The organism is Butyrivibrio sp. VCD2006 (assembly GCF_000423925.1).
Classification (GTDB): domain Bacteria; phylum Bacillota; class Clostridia; order Lachnospirales; family Lachnospiraceae; genus Butyrivibrio.
Map to the genome: position 1 here is coordinate 45,701 of NZ_AUIX01000021.1, position 16,216 is coordinate 61,916.

General features: G+C 37.2%; 19 protein-coding genes. 18 read left to right on the plus strand and 1 reads right to left on the minus strand.

The annotated features are described in order from the left end of the window. Window positions 1-235 precede the first annotated feature (235 nt). From G586_RS0109095 to G586_RS0109120, 4 genes are all read left to right on the plus strand, one after another. Window positions 236-703: a GNAT family N-acetyltransferase gene (locus G586_RS0109095; RefSeq protein ID WP_196811569.1), complete on the plus strand. Its 468-nt coding sequence runs from the start codon at window positions 236-238 to the stop codon at window positions 701-703. A gap of 199 nt (window positions 704-902) precedes the next feature. Next, window positions 903-2,216, plus strand: coding sequence for a tyrosine-protein phosphatase (locus G586_RS24835; protein WP_051204673.1), 1,314 nt, complete (start codon window positions 903-905; stop codon window positions 2,214-2,216). Window positions 2,217-2,774: 558 nt separating this feature from the next. Further along, window positions 2,775-3,203: a hypothetical protein gene (locus G586_RS0109115; protein WP_026527521.1), complete on the plus strand. Its 429-nt coding sequence runs from the start codon at window positions 2,775-2,777 to the stop codon at window positions 3,201-3,203. 57 nt (window positions 3,204-3,260) lie between these two features. Then, window positions 3,261-5,030: an ABC transporter ATP-binding protein gene (locus tag G586_RS0109120; RefSeq protein ID WP_026527522.1), complete on the plus strand. Its 1,770-nt coding sequence runs from the start codon at window positions 3,261-3,263 to the stop codon at window positions 5,028-5,030. A 4-nt stretch (window positions 5,031-5,034) separates the two neighbouring features. On the opposite strand, the gene G586_RS24840 is transcribed toward G586_RS0109120, so the two are convergent. Beyond that, window positions 5,035-6,192, minus strand: coding sequence for a PqqD family protein (locus G586_RS24840; RefSeq protein WP_026527523.1), 1,158 nt, complete (start codon window positions 6,190-6,192; stop codon window positions 5,035-5,037). Window positions 6,193-6,337: 145 nt separating this feature from the next. Between G586_RS24840 and G586_RS22310 the strand changes: the two genes are divergently transcribed. The 14 genes from G586_RS22310 (at window position 6,338) to G586_RS24850 (ending at window position 16,166) form a co-directional block, all read left to right on the plus strand. Then, window positions 6,338-6,802, plus strand: a complete 465-nt coding sequence (locus G586_RS22310) for a metallophosphoesterase (RefSeq protein WP_155834076.1) — start codon at window positions 6,338-6,340, stop codon at window positions 6,800-6,802. A 34-nt stretch (window positions 6,803-6,836) separates the two neighbouring features. Continuing rightward, window positions 6,837-7,031 carry a hypothetical protein gene (locus tag G586_RS26055; RefSeq protein WP_155834077.1) on the plus strand — a complete coding sequence of 65 codons (195 nt, stop codon included), beginning with the start codon at window positions 6,837-6,839 and terminating at the stop codon, window positions 7,029-7,031. Window positions 7,032-7,733: 702 nt separating this feature from the next. Then, window positions 7,734-8,591 (plus strand): hypothetical protein, encoded by an 858-nt coding sequence (locus G586_RS0109135; RefSeq protein WP_242831995.1) that lies wholly within the window; start codon window positions 7,734-7,736, stop codon window positions 8,589-8,591. Then, entirely contained in the window at window positions 8,581-8,784 is a 204-nt protein-coding gene (locus tag G586_RS0109140; RefSeq protein ID WP_026527525.1) for a hypothetical protein, read from the plus strand. Before G586_RS0109135 ends, G586_RS0109140 begins: the two co-directional genes overlap by 11 nt. 280 nt (window positions 8,785-9,064) lie before the next feature. Continuing rightward, window positions 9,065-9,976 carry a helix-turn-helix domain-containing protein gene (locus G586_RS22315; protein WP_051204674.1) on the plus strand — a complete coding sequence of 304 codons (912 nt, stop codon included), beginning with the start codon at window positions 9,065-9,067 and terminating at the stop codon, window positions 9,974-9,976. Next, window positions 9,969-10,115, plus strand: a complete 147-nt coding sequence (locus G586_RS26060; protein WP_155834078.1) for a hypothetical protein — start codon at window positions 9,969-9,971, stop codon at window positions 10,113-10,115. Before G586_RS22315 ends, G586_RS26060 begins: the two co-directional genes overlap by 8 nt. A 63-nt stretch (window positions 10,116-10,178) precedes the next feature. Continuing rightward, window positions 10,179-10,745, plus strand: a complete 567-nt coding sequence (locus tag G586_RS0109150; protein WP_026527526.1) for a TetR/AcrR family transcriptional regulator — start codon at window positions 10,179-10,181, stop codon at window positions 10,743-10,745. A 334-nt stretch (window positions 10,746-11,079) separates the two neighbouring features. Further along, window positions 11,080-11,511, plus strand: a complete 432-nt coding sequence (locus tag G586_RS24845) for a GNAT family N-acetyltransferase (protein ID WP_051204677.1) — start codon at window positions 11,080-11,082, stop codon at window positions 11,509-11,511. Window positions 11,512-11,679: 168 nt separating this feature from the next. After that, the gene (locus G586_RS0109165) at window positions 11,680-12,621 is read left to right on the plus strand and encodes an alpha/beta hydrolase (protein WP_026527527.1); all 942 of its coding nucleotides are present in this window, start codon (window positions 11,680-11,682) and stop codon (window positions 12,619-12,621) included. 4 nt (window positions 12,622-12,625) lie between these two features. After that, window positions 12,626-13,186, plus strand: coding sequence for a GNAT family N-acetyltransferase (locus G586_RS0109170; protein WP_026527528.1), 561 nt, complete (start codon window positions 12,626-12,628; stop codon window positions 13,184-13,186). Between the two features lie 63 nt (window positions 13,187-13,249). Beyond that, entirely contained in the window at window positions 13,250-13,729 is a 480-nt protein-coding gene (locus G586_RS22330) for a hypothetical protein (RefSeq protein WP_051204678.1), read from the plus strand. A 574-nt stretch (window positions 13,730-14,303) separates the two neighbouring features. Then, window positions 14,304-15,107, plus strand: a complete 804-nt coding sequence (locus G586_RS0109180; protein ID WP_026527529.1) for a hypothetical protein — start codon at window positions 14,304-14,306, stop codon at window positions 15,105-15,107. Window positions 15,108-15,406: 299 nt separating this feature from the next. Next, on the plus strand, window positions 15,407-15,571 hold the full coding sequence (locus G586_RS26065) for a hypothetical protein (protein WP_155834079.1): 165 nt from the start codon (window positions 15,407-15,409) through the stop codon (window positions 15,569-15,571). A 91-nt stretch (window positions 15,572-15,662) separates the two neighbouring features. Then, window positions 15,663-16,166: a GNAT family N-acetyltransferase gene (locus tag G586_RS24850; RefSeq protein ID WP_242831996.1), complete on the plus strand. Its 504-nt coding sequence runs from the start codon at window positions 15,663-15,665 to the stop codon at window positions 16,164-16,166. Window positions 16,167-16,216: the final 50 nt, after the last annotated feature.

A 16,216-nucleotide genomic window follows, 5' to 3' on the forward strand; every position in this document is an offset into this window, starting at 1 on the left:
CTAGGATTATTACACAGCTGTAAGCCAATAGGTTTTATTTGTCTGTGTAGATTTTTCTTATGATGATATTTGAAAAGCACACCAGGCAGATTTGAATCTTACTGATGTGCTTTTTTGTGCATGAAAATGAATGGATTCAGTACTTAATAGCAACAGCTGAAAGGCCTGATCTTATGGGCTATTCCAATCATGTTGTTCAAATATTTATAAAGAATTGATATAGAGGAAGAAAATTATGAGCATCAAGTTACAGAAGGCAAACAGAGAAGATATGCATGAACTATGGGAAGCACAGGTAGAAGCTTTTAAAGGACTTTTAGAAAAATATCATGATTATGATATGAGCCCTGCAGCGGAAAGCTATGAACGTATTTTACAGAAATACGATTTCACAGGAACTACATATTATTTTATCGTGGCAGATGGGGCAAAAGTTGGTGGCATCAGAGTTATTGATAAGAGGGACGGTAGCAGAAAACGAATTTCTCCAATATGGATAATGCCTGAGTATAGAAACAAAGGATATGCTCAGCAGGCAATCATTGAAGCTGAAAGAATTTATGGTGATGACAACTGGAGTCTTGATACTATCCTTCAAGAAAAAGGTAATCTTCATCTCTATGAGAAGCTTGGGTATAAGCGGACTGGCAAGATGGAGAAAATAAGTGGGTTGATGGATATTATTTATTTTGAGAAGAACTAAATCTGTCAAGGAAATGACAAAAGAGGTATTCACTGAATTGATGCCTCTTTTAAAATGCGAAAAAGTGCATAAATATATCTATTATGTAGGCTTTGGGATTTTTCCATGGTATGATTATGAGTATGTTTCAGAAGTAATGATTCATATAAAGAAATTCTGATGAAATAGTTTTGAATAATTGGGAATAAAGGGGAATAACATGGCATCAAGCATTATACATCTGGCTGTTACTAACGAGCTTATTAAGCACCATACCTTCAAGGATGAGAACAGACTTAAGTTTGGGGCAATTCTTCCTGATGCGGGCAAAGGCAAAGCAGGTCATGTAAACAAGTTTATTTGGGGACGCAACAAAAAGTCTTATGATTTCGAATTCTTTAGAAATAAGTTCGGAGAGCTGATGAGGCAGGACGACTTATATCTTGGGTATTATCTTCATCTTGTTCAGGATATCTGTTACAGGCATTTTGTTTATGACAAGTATCATTGGAATCCAATGATTCCAGGTAATGTCGAGAAACTCCACAAAGATTATTCCATTATAAATTTCTATGTTGCTGAAAAGTATAATTTGAAGAACGACATTACCGTTCCGGTAAATTTTGATAGTGAGCCCATAAATGATCTTTGCTCATTCGATGTGAAATGGCTTATGGATTCTATGTATGGCTATTTCAAAGAAGTGGATGGAGAGATTTTCTTTTTTACGAAAGAAATGGCTGATGAATACATTTCCGAGGCAGTTGAGCTCTGCATAAGAGAACTGGATGCATTTATGAATGGTGGGAAGCTTATTGAGAGCTACGATAATGCTTGGGATAATAGAACTTACTCTCTTTTAGAGACTACGCTAAACACCAGGGATCTTGGTGGCTACAGAATAGATGGAACAGAAAACTATACCAGGTATGGAAGACTTATAAGAAGTGACGTTGCTAATTATCCATCTGAAAAAGATATAGAGTTTTTGAAAAACACCGGTATTACAACCATAATCGATACCAGATCTTCGGAGGAAAAAGAGAAAAAGCCTCATGGTCTTGATGATGTAGAAGGCTTTGAATATCATGCTATTCCTATTCCTGAGGGAAGCGGTATCCCAGAGAGCGTAGATGCGGTTCCGGAGAGTTATTACAAAATCGCACATTCTGAAAACATAAGTAAAGTGTTCAAGACAGTAGCAAATGCTAATTGGGGAGTTATGTTTAACTGCTCTGCGGGAAAAGACAGAACAGGTGTCAACAGTGCACTTATTTTGTGGCTTTGCGGTGTCAGAAAGAGTGATATTATATATGACTATATGAGAACCAAGGAAAACAATAAAGAACGCTTTGAACTGATACATAAAAACTTCCCTGATCTTGATATGAATATTGTAATTTCTAATGAAAATAATATGATTTCTTTTATGGAAATGATAGAAGAGAGCCACGGGACTATAGAGGGGTATTTTTCTGCAATAGGTATTGGAAGTGAGGAACAGGAAAAGATAAAAGAAAAGCTTATAAAATGAAGAAAAAGTGGAATAAATATAGCCATGAACATAATCTTTTTAGACATTGATGGCGTTCTCAATTCCAAGTTCTGGGATGAGAGTCACCAGATGGAAATAAGTGACGGGAAGTATATAGATACAGAGAAAGTAAGTCTTTTATAGGTAATAAAATCCCTACGCACTGCATAAACTCTTAATGCAAACGCGGACAGGTTCTGGCTTTGGCACATACTGAGGGTGCGAATACATCCGTATGTACTAAGTAAGATATAGCATATACAGCAAATATCAGGAAAATGTATTTGCTTAAATTTTTAACACCCATAATCATTATTTTTTCCAAAGGGGTATACAGTATTAGTCCGTATATGTACATGCAAACATAGATGATTACGCATGTTGAAACCGTCGTGCTTTTAACAAAGACGACTGACAAAGAAATTTCTTAAGGAATAACAATCTTTCAATTTTGTTAGATTATCGATATTTCATTGTTATTTGTTATAAATCATTTTATAATTTCACTATCAAAAAATGGAAATGGATGATATAAAATCTATTTTAATGGGGGTGTATATGATGAAGACTTTTGAAGTACCACAGTTAATGGAACTTGGCCTCGAATTTACGGCTGAAGGTGTTTTTGTCGGAAGTGGAACTCCTGTTCCGAATCCACCTAGCGCATGGCTTAATGACGATAACAACAATGGCGGATCTCATACAGACGTCAGAGTACACTTCCAGAATCCATTAAATGAGGCTTGGGAGAGATTCATTATCTATATTGATTCAACAGTACCAATTAAGAGCTTTGGAAGTTCTGAGTATTCAATAACAAAAGAATCTGATACATCTTTCCGTATTGATGTTAATAGACATCTTAATGCTAACGAATGGACAGATTTCATATTCCAAGTTGTTGGTGAAGGCGGCGCTATTCGTGAATCAGGTACAAGTGGTACAATGACTGAACTTAAAATAAGAGATGTACGGCCTCTTAACTAATTATTAAAGATTTTTATTGGAGCACCACATATGAACGTGGTGCTCCTTTTTTACGATATGGGGAAGATAAGATATTATTTCAACAAAATTAAAGAAGGAAAGCTAAAAGACAAGCTAATGATATTCAAGTGGATATATGGATATGCAATAAACCATATACCCGCTATTGTAATATACACTTTACTTGGCATGACCGGCATAATACTTGGTCTTTTTACAAGCCTTAATTCACGAGACCTGGTAGATATAATCACAGGACATCGCACAGGGGAACTTTTGCGCACATTTATAATCATGATTGTACTTACAGTAGTGAATACTTGTGTTTCGCAGATATCAAGTTACCTTTCCACCAAAATCAGTCTTAAGGTTAATAATGAGATAAAGGCGCAGATCTTTGAAGGAATATTACGAACGGATTGGCAATCCCTGTCTAAATATCATTCCGGGGACCTTGTTATGAGATGCGGAAGTGACGCTTCCAATATTGCATCAGGAATTTTGACACTTGTACCAAACCTTATAATCTATATTTTCAGATTTGCATCCGCTTTATATATGGTTTGCATATACGATTGGACATTCGCTATTTTTGCGCTTGCCAGCATCCCGATAACACTGATCAGTTCGCGCTATTCTATGAAGATGATGAGAAAGAGCGGAATGGGAACTATGTCAGCATCCGCTAGAATGAACGGTTTTCATCAGGAGACCTTCTCGAATATTCAGACAATAAAAGCTTTTGATATGCTGTCATATCACATAGACAGGCTAAAAGAAATACAAAAAGGATATTCAGAAGCTACGCTTAAGTACCAGAAGATATCAATGCTCAATACTTTTATACTGACATTTGTATCTATGCTTGTATCCTACTCTGCACAGGCATGGGGCGTATACAAGGTTTGGAGCGGAGCTATCACATACGGAACAATGACCATGTTTATAGGCCTTTCAAGTTCTCTTACAGGCTCAGTTTCTAATCTTATCAGTTTTGTACCAACGTCTCTTAGCTTGTTTAACTCAGCTGATCGAGTTAAAAGCATACTGGACCTTCCAAGAGATGATTATTCCAATGCCGAAGAGGTTGAAAGATTTGGGCAGGAGCATGCAGGTAAGGGAATAGGAGTAGAAGCCAGGAACGTGTCATTTGCTTACGAAGGTGCAGAAAATGTCTTTTCCAAGGCTGAATTTAATGCTAATCCTCATGAGACAGTTGCATTTGTCGGACCTTCAGGCGAAGGAAAGACAACTATGCTAAGACTACTTCTTGCTATAATAAGGCCCGGTGAGGGACAGGTGCGTATAACGACCGGTGATGGGGAACTTGAAGATAGTCTCTATGCAACAGCTGCAACGAGAAGTCTTTTTGCATATGTTCCACAAGGAAATACAATGTTCTCGGGAACTATAGCTCAAAATATGAGAAATGTAAAAAAGGATGCAACGGATGATGAGATCATCAAAGCCCTGAAAATGGCTTGTGCGTGGGACTTTGTCAAGAAACTTCCTGAAGGCATAAACAGTGAGATGGGAGAGCACGGCAGTGGCTTTTCAGAGGGACAGGCCCAGAGGTTGTCTATTGCCAGAGCAATCCTTAGACAGTCGCCTATACTTCTTCTGGATGAAGCAACCTCTGCTCTTGATGTATGGACAGAAAAAGAGGTCCTTAAGAATATCATGGCAGATGAATATCCTAGGACCACTATTATTACTACACATAGACCTTCAGTATTAAAACAATGCGATAGAGTATATGCTATCAGAAACGGCAACTGTTGTAAGTTATCTGATGAGGAAATCAGCGAGATGGAAAGCATCGCCTGAATACTTAAGCTGTTGTACTATCGATTTGGGACTTTATGAATGCAGCTGCATCATCTGAGGTGTTGCAGCTGTAATTCCATACTGGATAGTTAGCGCTAACTTCCTGCGCGAAGCGAATAACGCTTAAGGACATCTCACTATTCCACATCGGAGAGATGATTCGGTTCATAATAGCCAGAGCTTTAGCTTCCGGCTGCAAATGACTTACAAAATTCTTGGGATCCTGACGAAGCAGTACTATTCCTTTAAGCTCATAGTCTTTAGCATCATAGATTCCTGAAGTTCCACACCATGGCATGCCATACGCATATATTTTGCCATCATCACCTTTTCCCAATAGATTCAAATCGCCGTTGATCTGTCTTACGCCGTACAACCTATTCCAAAGCGCTGCATGTGTACTTTTGCCGATTCCGGATCCGGCAGAAAAGAGAAGCGCTTTGTAATCATACTCTACGGAAACCGAATGTATGGCAAATAAGTTATGGATTCTTGCCATATAAAGGAAAGCGTGACGAATAGCCCAGAATACTTCTTCCTTGGCATTATCAGTATCTTTAACAAAAACAGATACCATCTGTCCGTCCGGTGATATATGAAGCTCGTCAACATGCTCCCATAACGGGAAAATGAGAATATATTTATCACATGTTTTTATGACGGATAACTCTTTATCACGAATAATCAGTTCACCGGATTTATGTATTACAGGTGCAATATGATAGACATAAATATTCTGGGTTTTATCAGCTGAGCAAGTGTATTCATCATCAGCAAAAGCCATAAAGCTATCATCAAACAGTTCTTCCTTGCCGAACAGATTTACGCAGATACCGGCAATATTCATGCTGACATATTTCTTGAGTTTAAGTTTTTTATAAAAATCAGTATCTATAACCATTCCTGAATAACAAAGGGAATCCATAAAGCTTTGAATGGAACGCTTTGCGTCAGGGCGATCTGCCTCGTCTATCTCAAAGTGTTCATAGCAACTATCAAAGATTTCTTCAATTGTCAGATCTTTGGAGAGTAAATTCCAGATATAAACACCGGTATCATTTAGAAATAAGCTTTTCTTCCTATCTGCTGCGCTTTGACCATGCGTTAGCAGACAAGGAGTGTCGCCGATATATTCAAGAGTAAAATCGTTATTTCTGATCATAGGTTCCCCACTCTTAAGAAAATAAGGTTTAATACGAATAATACCAGCATATTATAGCATATTAAAATGGACCCCAGAAAGTGGACACGTCACCAAAACTGATTAGACAGTAGATCAACACTTGGGACATCGGGGAATAATATCAATGCAGAATCGTCCATTTGATTCTGTTGAGGAAATGAATAGGACTATTCTTACAAACTACAACGCAGTAGTTCACAAGGATGATACGGTATATATTCTTGGAGATATTTGTCATCACATGACGACGGATGCCGCTAATGAAATGATACAAAAAATGAATGGCAAGAAGTACCTCATTTCTGGTAATCATGATAAAAAATATGATCCAGGATTATTTGAGGATGTGAGAGATTTTATGACAGTATCTCTTAATGGACAATATTTTGCCTTGATGCACTATTCTATGCTTTCATGGCCTAAGAAAAAGAAAGACTACACTCTTGGACCTTTTGGGGACACATTCAAGATTTGGAAAAGAAAGTGGAATCAGTCTACAGTCAGATGTTCCATGTGTGGTATTTGGTGGAGATGCAGGTCTTTGGAAGACGATTTTAGAAGCTTATCAAAATTGTATAGTATTTATTGATGAAGATTATCAATATATTTATTCCAAAGATTTTGTGGAGTTGGTACAGGCTTCTTCGAATTATTATGTCTTGATTACAAGACAGCCTCTGTATAACTTGCCATATAGTGTTCAGGAAATCTATGGAATCAGGACTACAGGTAAATATCACTATCCCGAGCAAGTCTACCATGAGTTTTACAGAATTTATAATGATTCAAATATCTGCGAGAACAGAACTTCCTTGTGAAAAAGCGAAGGGACACAACTTAAACAAGCTTTATAATACTAGCGGTTGACAAATCTAAGTCAGCCGCTATAATTTTTTTGTTGTTTGATTTGTATATAAATATCTATAGCGGTTCTATTCATCGCTACTAATTCCCAGGTTTGAATTCTGAAGAAAATTAAATATGGTAAACATGCTGTATTTTATTAGTTTGCTGATTGGTACAGACACTTTTGTGTGGCTTCACCTGCTATGATTTGACGATCTAGAGAATATAGCAGGTGGGATTGGTTGATTTTGTATGATTTTTAGGTTGGTCAGTCTGCTATGATTGCCAAAATTGAGAAACAGAGCAGGAATTTTTGTGTGGCTATGTCTGCTATGATTAAGGATTTTGAGAATCATGGCAGAAACATTTTGATATTATTGCCTGCTATAAATGTAGAAATTAAGGATAGGAGCAGATAATAGAGTCCAAAAATGTCTGCTATAGAATCACAAACTTAAGATAATAGCAGTCAAACAGGGCTTAAAATGTCTGCTATAACGCGGCAAATCAAGGGCAATAGCAGGCAAAGAGAACTAAAAATGTCTGCTATATAATGGCAAGTTAAAGGCAATAGCAGACAAAGAGAATATAAAATGTCTGCAATGAAACAATAAAACAATGGCAGGAGCAGACAGAAAAATAAAAAGTGCTTGCTATAAGAAAGATAGTTAAAAGTGAGAGAACGTAGATTAGAGCCAAAAGTATATACAAAGGAGTTTTATAAATACATGTACGGATTAAAAGAATTGCTTACAAAAGAGGAAGCAAGATTATACACGATAAAACAGATAGTTGATGACAGACTTGTTAATGTGCCCGAGGGAAGTCTTAGAATTACATCAACTAGAAACCGAGTGCAGTTCATGCATTGCATAGATAAGAACAATAAAAGTAAAGAACAGGGAATTTATATAAAGCAAGAAGATATATCATTAGCTCATCGACTTGCACAAAAAACATATGACCATAGGGTTAAGAAAATTGTTGATAGGAGACTTAAGCAAATTGAAAGTCTCAATAAAGAATACATGGATAATGAGATAGATGAGCTTTATAACAGTCTTCATCCTATGAGAAAGACATTAATAAAAGCAGTTGAAACACCATGGGAACAGCGATTACTAGATTGGAAGAATACTCCATATGTGGGAAAAGAATTTGCAGAAAATATACCTGTAATTTATTCAAAGAAAGGAGAAAGAGTTCGTTCAAAATCTGAGAAGATACTTGCTGATATTTTCTTTGATTTGGGAATAGAGTATAAATATGAATGTCCGTTAAAACTTAAAGGCTTTGGGATTGTTTATCCTGATTTCACAATCCTTCGCAAGAGAGATAGAAAAGAAATCTACTGGGAGCATGATGGGAGAATGGATGATCCTAAATATGCTGAGAAAGCTGTCAGGAAGATTAATTCATACATTGCTAATGGAATACTGCCGGGAGATAAACTGATAATTTCTTATGAGACTTCAGGCGTTGTTCTTGATGATAGGATAATAAAGATGCTGATAGAAAAATATGTTTTTTGAGAACTTAATTATTAGTATTGATGAGCTGTTTTCACTATATCGTGCGGTTCGAGGTGGCAGTGAATATAAGCATCATAGTGATAATGACTGGTTTATCAGAGTGTGTGAGCCATATGCAAAGAAGTATCCGCAAAACTTTGAATTATATAAGATGCTGATAGAAGCCATGATCAGCAAAGAATATTTTGACTGAGCAGAGCAATTACTTGTACTCATATTAACTCTTGTTTGGATTCTTATGGAGGTATCATATTTTAAATTGGGGTTTGCAATAATAATGGGAGAGTTCTTGTTAGTACAGATTTTGATTAAAAAATTTCTGATTGATCTCAAGTAAGAGTTGTTTAATAAACAGGATTCATTTTTAGTGCTATCGTTATAATGTAAACTCAGTATTTATGGGAAAAGGGCAAAAAATGTCGAGAAATGAATAAGCCTCATAAGATATTATCAGCTCATAAGGAGGTGAGCAGATGGAGGAACAGAGAAAAGCAGTACGCAAGATGCAGGATTATATCAATGATCATATTTTTGAGGAGATAACCATTGGAGATCTCGCAAAAGCGGCATCTTTTTCTCCCTGGTACGCTAGAAGGATATTCATCAAGTATCTCGACATGACTCCGGCAGTTTATATTAGGCGCCTTAAGCTGTCAAAGTCAGCACTTAGACTTCGCGACGAATCTTGTCAGGTTCTCGAAGTAGCACTGGATATGGGATTCGGAAGTGTCGATGGATATCAGCGTGCATTCAGGCGTGAATTTGGAGTAAATCCAAAAGAGTACGCCACAAGCCCTATTCCAGTCTGGCTTTTTACTCCTTCATTCATCATTGATAAAGAAAGGAGCGAGAGTGATATGAGTGATATCAGAAATGTATTTATTCAGGTGGTGGAAAAACCTGCACACAAGGTGATCATCAAAAGAGGAGTTAATGCAACAGAGTATTGGAGCTACTGCGATGAAGTTGGATGTGATGTATGGGGGCTTCTGACCAGTATAAAGTCTATTAGTGGAGAGCCTGTATGTTTGTTTCTTCCTAAGGAACTCAGAAATCCCGTAACAAACGAATATGTACAGGGCGTAGAGGTTGAGACAGATTATAAAGGAGAGATTCCTGAAGGATTTGAAGTGATTGATCTTCCTGCATCCACATATCTTCTTTTCAGAGGAGAACCATTTGCTGAAGAGAACTATGAGGCGGCTATAAGAGAAATCTGGGATGCTGAGAAAAAGTACAATCCGGAGTTTATTGGATTTAAATGGGATGACACTAATCCTCGTATCCAACTCGAGCCCAAGGGTGAGCGAGGCTATATAGAGCTGGTTCCAGTTAAAAAAATTGAAGAATACCTTGGTTGTTGCGGTTCATTCTGTGATGAATAAGACTGTAGGTGGTTTATTATTTGTTTTGCCTTTGACGCTAAAGATTATAGATTTACGATACAGTGCAGTAATAATATGCTTTGTGGCTACCTTCGCTGCAATTCAGGAAGGCTATTCCACAAATAAACTTGTTACTTGACAATAACTAACATTGTTAGTATAACAATAGCTAACAATGTTAGTTATTTATTTAGGAGTCGATATGCCAAGAACAGGATTATCAAAAGAAGAAATAGTGGAAAAAGCTGCAGAACTAGCCAATGAAAAAGGGCTATCCTACTTGTCGGTTACTACATTATCGGAGTATTTGGGAATTAAAAAGCCGTCATTGTATAACCATATGAAGACAATAGAAGATATGCACAGAAGTCTTATGATCTATGGATGGCGAATTTTATCGGAGGAGGTTGTAAGTGGAATTGATTCTTCCGATGAAAGAGCAAATCTGTTTGAGTACGGAAGAAGATTTTATAAATTTGCAATCGAGAACCCAGGCGTGTTCGAAGCGATGCTCTGGTATAACAAATACTCAGATGATACATTGCTTGCCGCTACAGAAGGATTATATTCATTTTTCTTCAAGCAAACAGATGGCCTGGGGATTGACCGTGAGATAGCTAATCACCTGCTTAGAACATACAGAGCCTTTCTGGAAGGGTTTATCATGCTTCAGATTCATAATTCCTTTGGAAATCCAATTTCGCTTGATGAAAGCTTTGAGATATCAATGAATGTGTTGCTATCCGGAATGGAGAGGTATAGAAAATGACTACATTCAGAAAAGATGAAGCGAGATGTATAAGGACGCGCTTAGGAGCGGTATTCCCGAAAGAGGTGCATTTGTCTTTTACGACTGTCTCTGTCCGAGCAAAGATGGCCCCGTAAACTGGGGGCACTGCGGTATTTCTCTCGGAGACGGACAGATCATTCACGCATGGGATGTGATCAGGATCGATGGTTATACGGAGATCGAACGCTTGACGGCGTTGACCGGCAATCATCCTAAATATCTCGGCTGGGTACCGCTGGAACGTGTATTGAATCAAAAACCGAGAGTGTAATTTTACAAATAGTATTTTTATGAAGCATGCGAGGTGATTTTAATGATAAGAAAAATGAAAGAGGAAGATTTGCAACAGTGTGGAGTGATATATGCTAAGGCGTTTCCTATAGAATATTGGGGGATTGATTGGAACCCTGATAATGCAAAAGAATATTTATTGGATTATTACGAGCAGAAAAAATTTGTAGGATATGTGTATGAAGAAGATGACGTGGTAATTGGATGTATATTTGCATTATGTAAGATATCAGGAAGTAAAAAAGAAATATATATTAACGAAATGGCAGTTTTGCCTGAAAGACAGGGCCAAGGTATTGGTAGGCAATTACTGAAGACGTTATTAGATTATAGTAAGGAAACAGGATATGCTGGGGTTGTCCTTTATACCAGTGAATATGCACCTGCCTTCAAATTCTATGAAAATAATGGTTTTAAATTGTCACAAGGAACTATTTGTATGTATTGTGAGTAAATTCAATTTGTTGGGCCGATTGATTGCAAGTTCTCTCGGAATTTTCCTAATAAATAGTGGAGTGAAAAACAGACCTAAATCCGTGTAAGGATAAGGTCTGTTTTACCTTTGTGATATTTTTGTTCCAGGATGTTGCAGTTATTTAGGGAGATTAAGGGAGAATTCAAAATGAAAAAGTCTTTATCGATGGCTAGCAAAGTGATAGAAGGGCAGAATATATCCTATTGCATATTTGGCGAGGGAGATATTGATCTGGTTATTGAAATGGGACTTGGTGCAGTTGCCGGCGAGTGGTTGCACATCGCAGAACAGCTGTCAAAACAGTTTACCGTTCTTTTGTATGAGCGCGGAAGAAATATTTCCAAGGCTCGCTCGCCGAAAAACATTGCCAAAGAGTTACATGCTTTGCTAATGGAATTACCATGTAAAAGTAATATTACAATTTTGGCACATTCACAGGGAGGGCTGTATGCGCAGCAATTTGCCAGAATGTATCCGGATATGGTTCGCGGAATAGTATTTGTAGATCCTTTATCTGCAAATGACAATAAGTATAAATCAGTATTTTTAACATCTGATGAGCAGAAAAAGAGCGGCTTTAATAAATCAGAAAACTTTGTAATCATGCGAAAGATGGCTTCATGCCATTTGGGATTTCTAATAAAACTTTTCATGAGAAAAGCACCGCCATTTTATTACTATGATCAGTTTTCACTGGAAGCAAAGAAATATATTTTAGATGAATTAACAAAGGTAGAGTTTCACGATGCTGCCTTAGAGGAATACCGCCTGGCACATGAGGAAAAAGAGATCAGCCACCTAAAAGAAAAAGGGAATTTTCCGCAGATTCCAATCGTGCTTATCACCCATGGAAGTGAATTTGAAATAAAGGAAATAATGGAATTTGGCCAAACCACAAAAGCATTCGCAGAAAAAGTTGAAGCACTGTGGCAGTCATTGATGCAGGAATATCTTACTTTTTCTAAGCATTCAATCCTGTTAAGAGCCGATAATAGCGGACATTATATTCATTTGACGGATTTTGAAGTAATAATGCAGGCATTGGAATGTATAATGCAGCAACGAACTAATGAAAATTGCGAGGTATAGAACTATGAATATCTATAAGGAATGTCCAACATTTGAGAACGAGAGCTATGAATTAAGATTGTTTAGAAATGAGGACTGCCATGATTATTTGAAGGTTTATGGGGACAAGAATGCGTTGCCGTATTTTAACAGCGATAACTGTGATGGTGACAATTTCTTTTATAATACCGAAGAAAAAATGAGAAATGCCCTGGAATTCTGGCAGATGTCTTATGAAAAAGGATGGTTTGTCAGAATGTCGATTGTTGATAAGAAAAAGTCTGAAGTCATAGGCTCAGTTGAACTGTGTACGAGAGTATCTGACGATGATTTTAATAATATGGGGATTTTGAGAGTTGATGTAAGAAGTGACTATGAAAATGAGAAAGAATTATATTCTATTTTTTCTTTGATCACGCCTCATATTGAAGGACTTTTAGGCTGTAAAGGTGTTATTACCAAAGGTGCACTCTATGCGGTTGAGCGATTGGCGGCTATTAGTAAAGCCGGCTTTGTTAAATCCGAGAAACTCCTTTATGGTAAAAATGGTGTAGTCTACGATGGATATTGGGTAAGAAATGATTAAGGAGTGAAAATTGCAATCAATTTCTAACTCTCAATATTTGGTCTGAATATGCGAGGATAGGAAATGATTATAGGCATACCACTAGTTATAATATTTTTTTCAATATTAGGATGCATAGAAATAAAGAGACCTGTAGTCAGAGGCATCTTGGGAATAATAGCTGGAATTAACATTATGATTGTTGTTTTAGCTACAGGCTTTATTTATGAAACAGAATATAAAATACATGAGGTGGCGGATTCAATATCTCAAGATGGAATGTATGTGTTATTGTTTCAGCAGGTTGGAGATCCGGATTGGCCTTTTGGACACACTCATGCAAGGCTTGTTCTTAAAGATGAATCAGGAACGATATCAAAGTATTCTTTTGATGTGTTGAATGATGGTGGAAACGTTCAGCCTGATTCATGGAAGGTCACATGGAAGGAAAACTGTGTAGAGGCAGTTATCAGCGGTGAAGAGCAGAATGATAGCCAGTATATTTTATACTTTGATGGAAAAACAGATTCCAATCAGCTTGAGACAAGGCATGGAATGCCATAGAATATAGACTATTATATTAGCGGTTGACAAATTGATGTCAGCCGCTATAATTTTCTCTTGTGTTATTAATACACATTTTCCATGTACGGTGTTTGTCCCCGTATATTTTTTCAATTTTTTGTTTGTTTTAATGCTTTAAGAAATGCTGAAGAGATTTTTATGGTAGATACATGCTGCGATCCATCTATTTCTAGAATAAGGCAGGCAATTTGTGGGGCATTTGTCTGCTGCGATTGGGCATTTATAGGAATGCAGCATGAAATTTTGAGAAAGGCTGACTGCTGCAAACATAGAATTTGAGAAGAAGAGCAGGCAGTTTTGATGAATTTAGCCTGCTGCAAAACAATAAACAGGGAAATATGACAGTCAGAAGTAATTAAAAAAGCATGCTATAAAACAGCAAAATAAAGATTAAGACATGTAGAAGTAACTTAAATCGCATGCTAAAAAGTAGAAAAATAAAAATTATGGCATGCAGAAAAGGTTTAAACCGACTGCTAAAAAAACAAAAATCAAAAAGCAAGGCAGGTAGATTTAAACACAAAAAGTTTAAACAGAGGAGATTCATAAAATTATGTACGGATTAAAAAAAATGCTTATAAATGAGGAAGCAAGATTACTATCAATTAAGCAGATAGTTGATGGCAGGCTTAATGATGTACCCGATGGGTGCTTAAGAATAACATCATGTAGAAAACGAGTTCAATTTATGCATTGTACAGACAAGGACAACAAAAGCAAAATTCAAGGAAGTTATATAAAACAAGAGGATATAGCACTTGCCAATCGTCTTGCTCAAAAAACATATGATCAAAAAGTTAAGAAAGTTGTTGATAGAAGACTTAAGCAGATAGAACGGATTAATAAAGAATACAAGGACGATGAAATATCCGAACTTTATGACAATCTTCATCCTATCAGAAAGGGGCTGATTAAGGCAGTTGAAGCACCATGGGAACAACGTTTGCAAGAATGGAAGAGTAAGCCTTATGTGGGAAAGGAATTTGCAGAAAATATTCCTATAATATATTCAAGAAAAGGCGAAAGAGTTCGCTCGAAATCTGAGAAGATACTCGCAGATACTTTCTATGATCTGGGAATTGAATATAAATATGAATGCCCTTTGAAACTTAAAGGCTTTGGGATTGTTTATCCTGATTTCACGATACTTCGTAGGAGAGATGGAAAAGAAATTTATTGGGAACATGATGGGAGAATGGATGATCCTGAATATGCAGAGAAAGCTGTCAGGAAGATTAATTCATACATTGCAAATGGAATATTGCCAGGAGACAAACTAATTATTTCTTATGAGACTTCAGGTGTTGTTCTTGATGATAGAATAATAAAAATGCTGATTGGGAAATATATTGTTTGAGAATTCAATTATTATTCTGGTTCCATAGGTCATACCATAATAATTTATGCAAAATAGTGAGCAGAACAAAAAACATTCACCCATGATTTGAATGGGAAGACATACCTATATGACGTTATGGAAATAAAAAAAGAAACGAGCAAGTTCTGTCAGGCTAAAACCCTGCCCCGGTGAAAAACTCATTCCTTGGTGCTATCATAAATGGGGCTGGTGAAGCTGTCAATAAAAGGAATGAGCTACCTTTTAATATGGTCAGGTAGCACTTGATCGTAGTAGAGGGGTATAGAAAGAGGTTTTATATGGGAAGTGTTTTTGATCAGGTTGAAAAGAATATGGATAACCTTGTAGATAATAATGCGGATTGGACTGTATCTGCTACAAAAGAAGAGATGGATTCTGCCAGGAAAGGTGATTTGACTCTCTATTTCTGGGATAAAGAAATCCCTAAGGAATCACTGAGCTGATGTTTGCGGTTAAGGCAAAGAAAAACTAAGTTTAGGCGTTGACTTAGCCCCAGGGGGCAGGAACGGGCTTATAATTGAGCTGACGAATGGCGTGCAATATGATTTTGAGCTTAGTCCGCTAAACAATGAAGAATGTACCATCTCGATCGTCAGGAAACCGGTAGAAAAGGAGATTGTTCACACACCGGAGGAATATGATTTTCCCGATTCACTTTATCAGGATCATTGGGAGGGTGCTGAAGCTTACGGCATTGTGAGCGATTCCGGGGATATGTTAGCCTGCATTGAAGTATGCCCTGAAGAGTGGTCCAACAGACTTCTTGTTACGGAACTATGGGTGCATGATACGCTTCAGGGAAAAGGCATCGGAAAGATGCTGATGGATAAGGCAAAGGAAGTTGCTCAGCATCAAGGAAGGCGTGCCATCATCTTGGAAACGCAATCCTGCAATACAAACGCAATCGGATTCTATATTCATCAGGGTTTTGAACTGATCGGTTTTGATACTTGCTGCTATACAAACAATGACATTGGTCGCAGGGAAGTCAGGATTAATCTTGGATACTTTTTTCACAGAGAAGGACGAAGAAGATAGGCTCTAAATCAAGCGGCGGCTACATCAATCGGCGACTTTTCGAGATGATT

Bases quoted from the DNA above. Each gene is read 5' to 3' on its own strand.
- G586_RS0109120 (WP_026527522.1), top strand. From the start codon at position 3,261: ATGGGGAAGATAAGATATTATTTCAACAAAATTAAAGAAGGAAAGCTA.
- G586_RS0109140 (WP_026527525.1), top strand. From the start codon at position 8,581: ATGTTTTTTGAGAACTTAATTATTAGTATTGATGAGCTGTTTTCACTA.
- G586_RS0109095 (WP_196811569.1), top strand. From the start codon at position 236: ATGAGCATCAAGTTACAGAAGGCAAACAGAGAAGATATGCATGAACTA.
- G586_RS26065 (WP_155834079.1), top strand. From the start codon at position 15,407: ATGGGAAGTGTTTTTGATCAGGTTGAAAAGAATATGGATAACCTTGTA.
- G586_RS22330 (WP_051204678.1), top strand. From the start codon at position 13,250: ATGATTATAGGCATACCACTAGTTATAATATTTTTTTCAATATTAGGA.
- G586_RS22315 (WP_051204674.1), top strand. From the start codon at position 9,065: ATGGAGGAACAGAGAAAAGCAGTACGCAAGATGCAGGATTATATCAAT.
- G586_RS26060 (WP_155834078.1), top strand. From the start codon at position 9,969: ATGAATAAGACTGTAGGTGGTTTATTATTTGTTTTGCCTTTGACGCTA.
- G586_RS24835 (WP_051204673.1), top strand. From the start codon at position 903: ATGGCATCAAGCATTATACATCTGGCTGTTACTAACGAGCTTATTAAG.
- G586_RS0109150 (WP_026527526.1), top strand. From the start codon at position 10,179: ATGCCAAGAACAGGATTATCAAAAGAAGAAATAGTGGAAAAAGCTGCA.
- G586_RS24840 (WP_026527523.1), bottom strand. From the start codon at position 6,192: ATGATCAGAAATAACGATTTTACTCTTGAATATATCGGCGACACTCCT.
- G586_RS0109170 (WP_026527528.1), top strand. From the start codon at position 12,626: ATGAATATCTATAAGGAATGTCCAACATTTGAGAACGAGAGCTATGAA.
- G586_RS0109165 (WP_026527527.1), top strand. From the start codon at position 11,680: ATGAAAAAGTCTTTATCGATGGCTAGCAAAGTGATAGAAGGGCAGAAT.
- G586_RS0109180 (WP_026527529.1), top strand. From the start codon at position 14,304: ATGTACGGATTAAAAAAAATGCTTATAAATGAGGAAGCAAGATTACTA.
- G586_RS24845 (WP_051204677.1), top strand. From the start codon at position 11,080: ATGATAAGAAAAATGAAAGAGGAAGATTTGCAACAGTGTGGAGTGATA.
- G586_RS22310 (WP_155834076.1), top strand. From the start codon at position 6,338: ATGCAGAATCGTCCATTTGATTCTGTTGAGGAAATGAATAGGACTATT.
- G586_RS0109115 (WP_026527521.1), top strand. From the start codon at position 2,775: ATGATGAAGACTTTTGAAGTACCACAGTTAATGGAACTTGGCCTCGAA.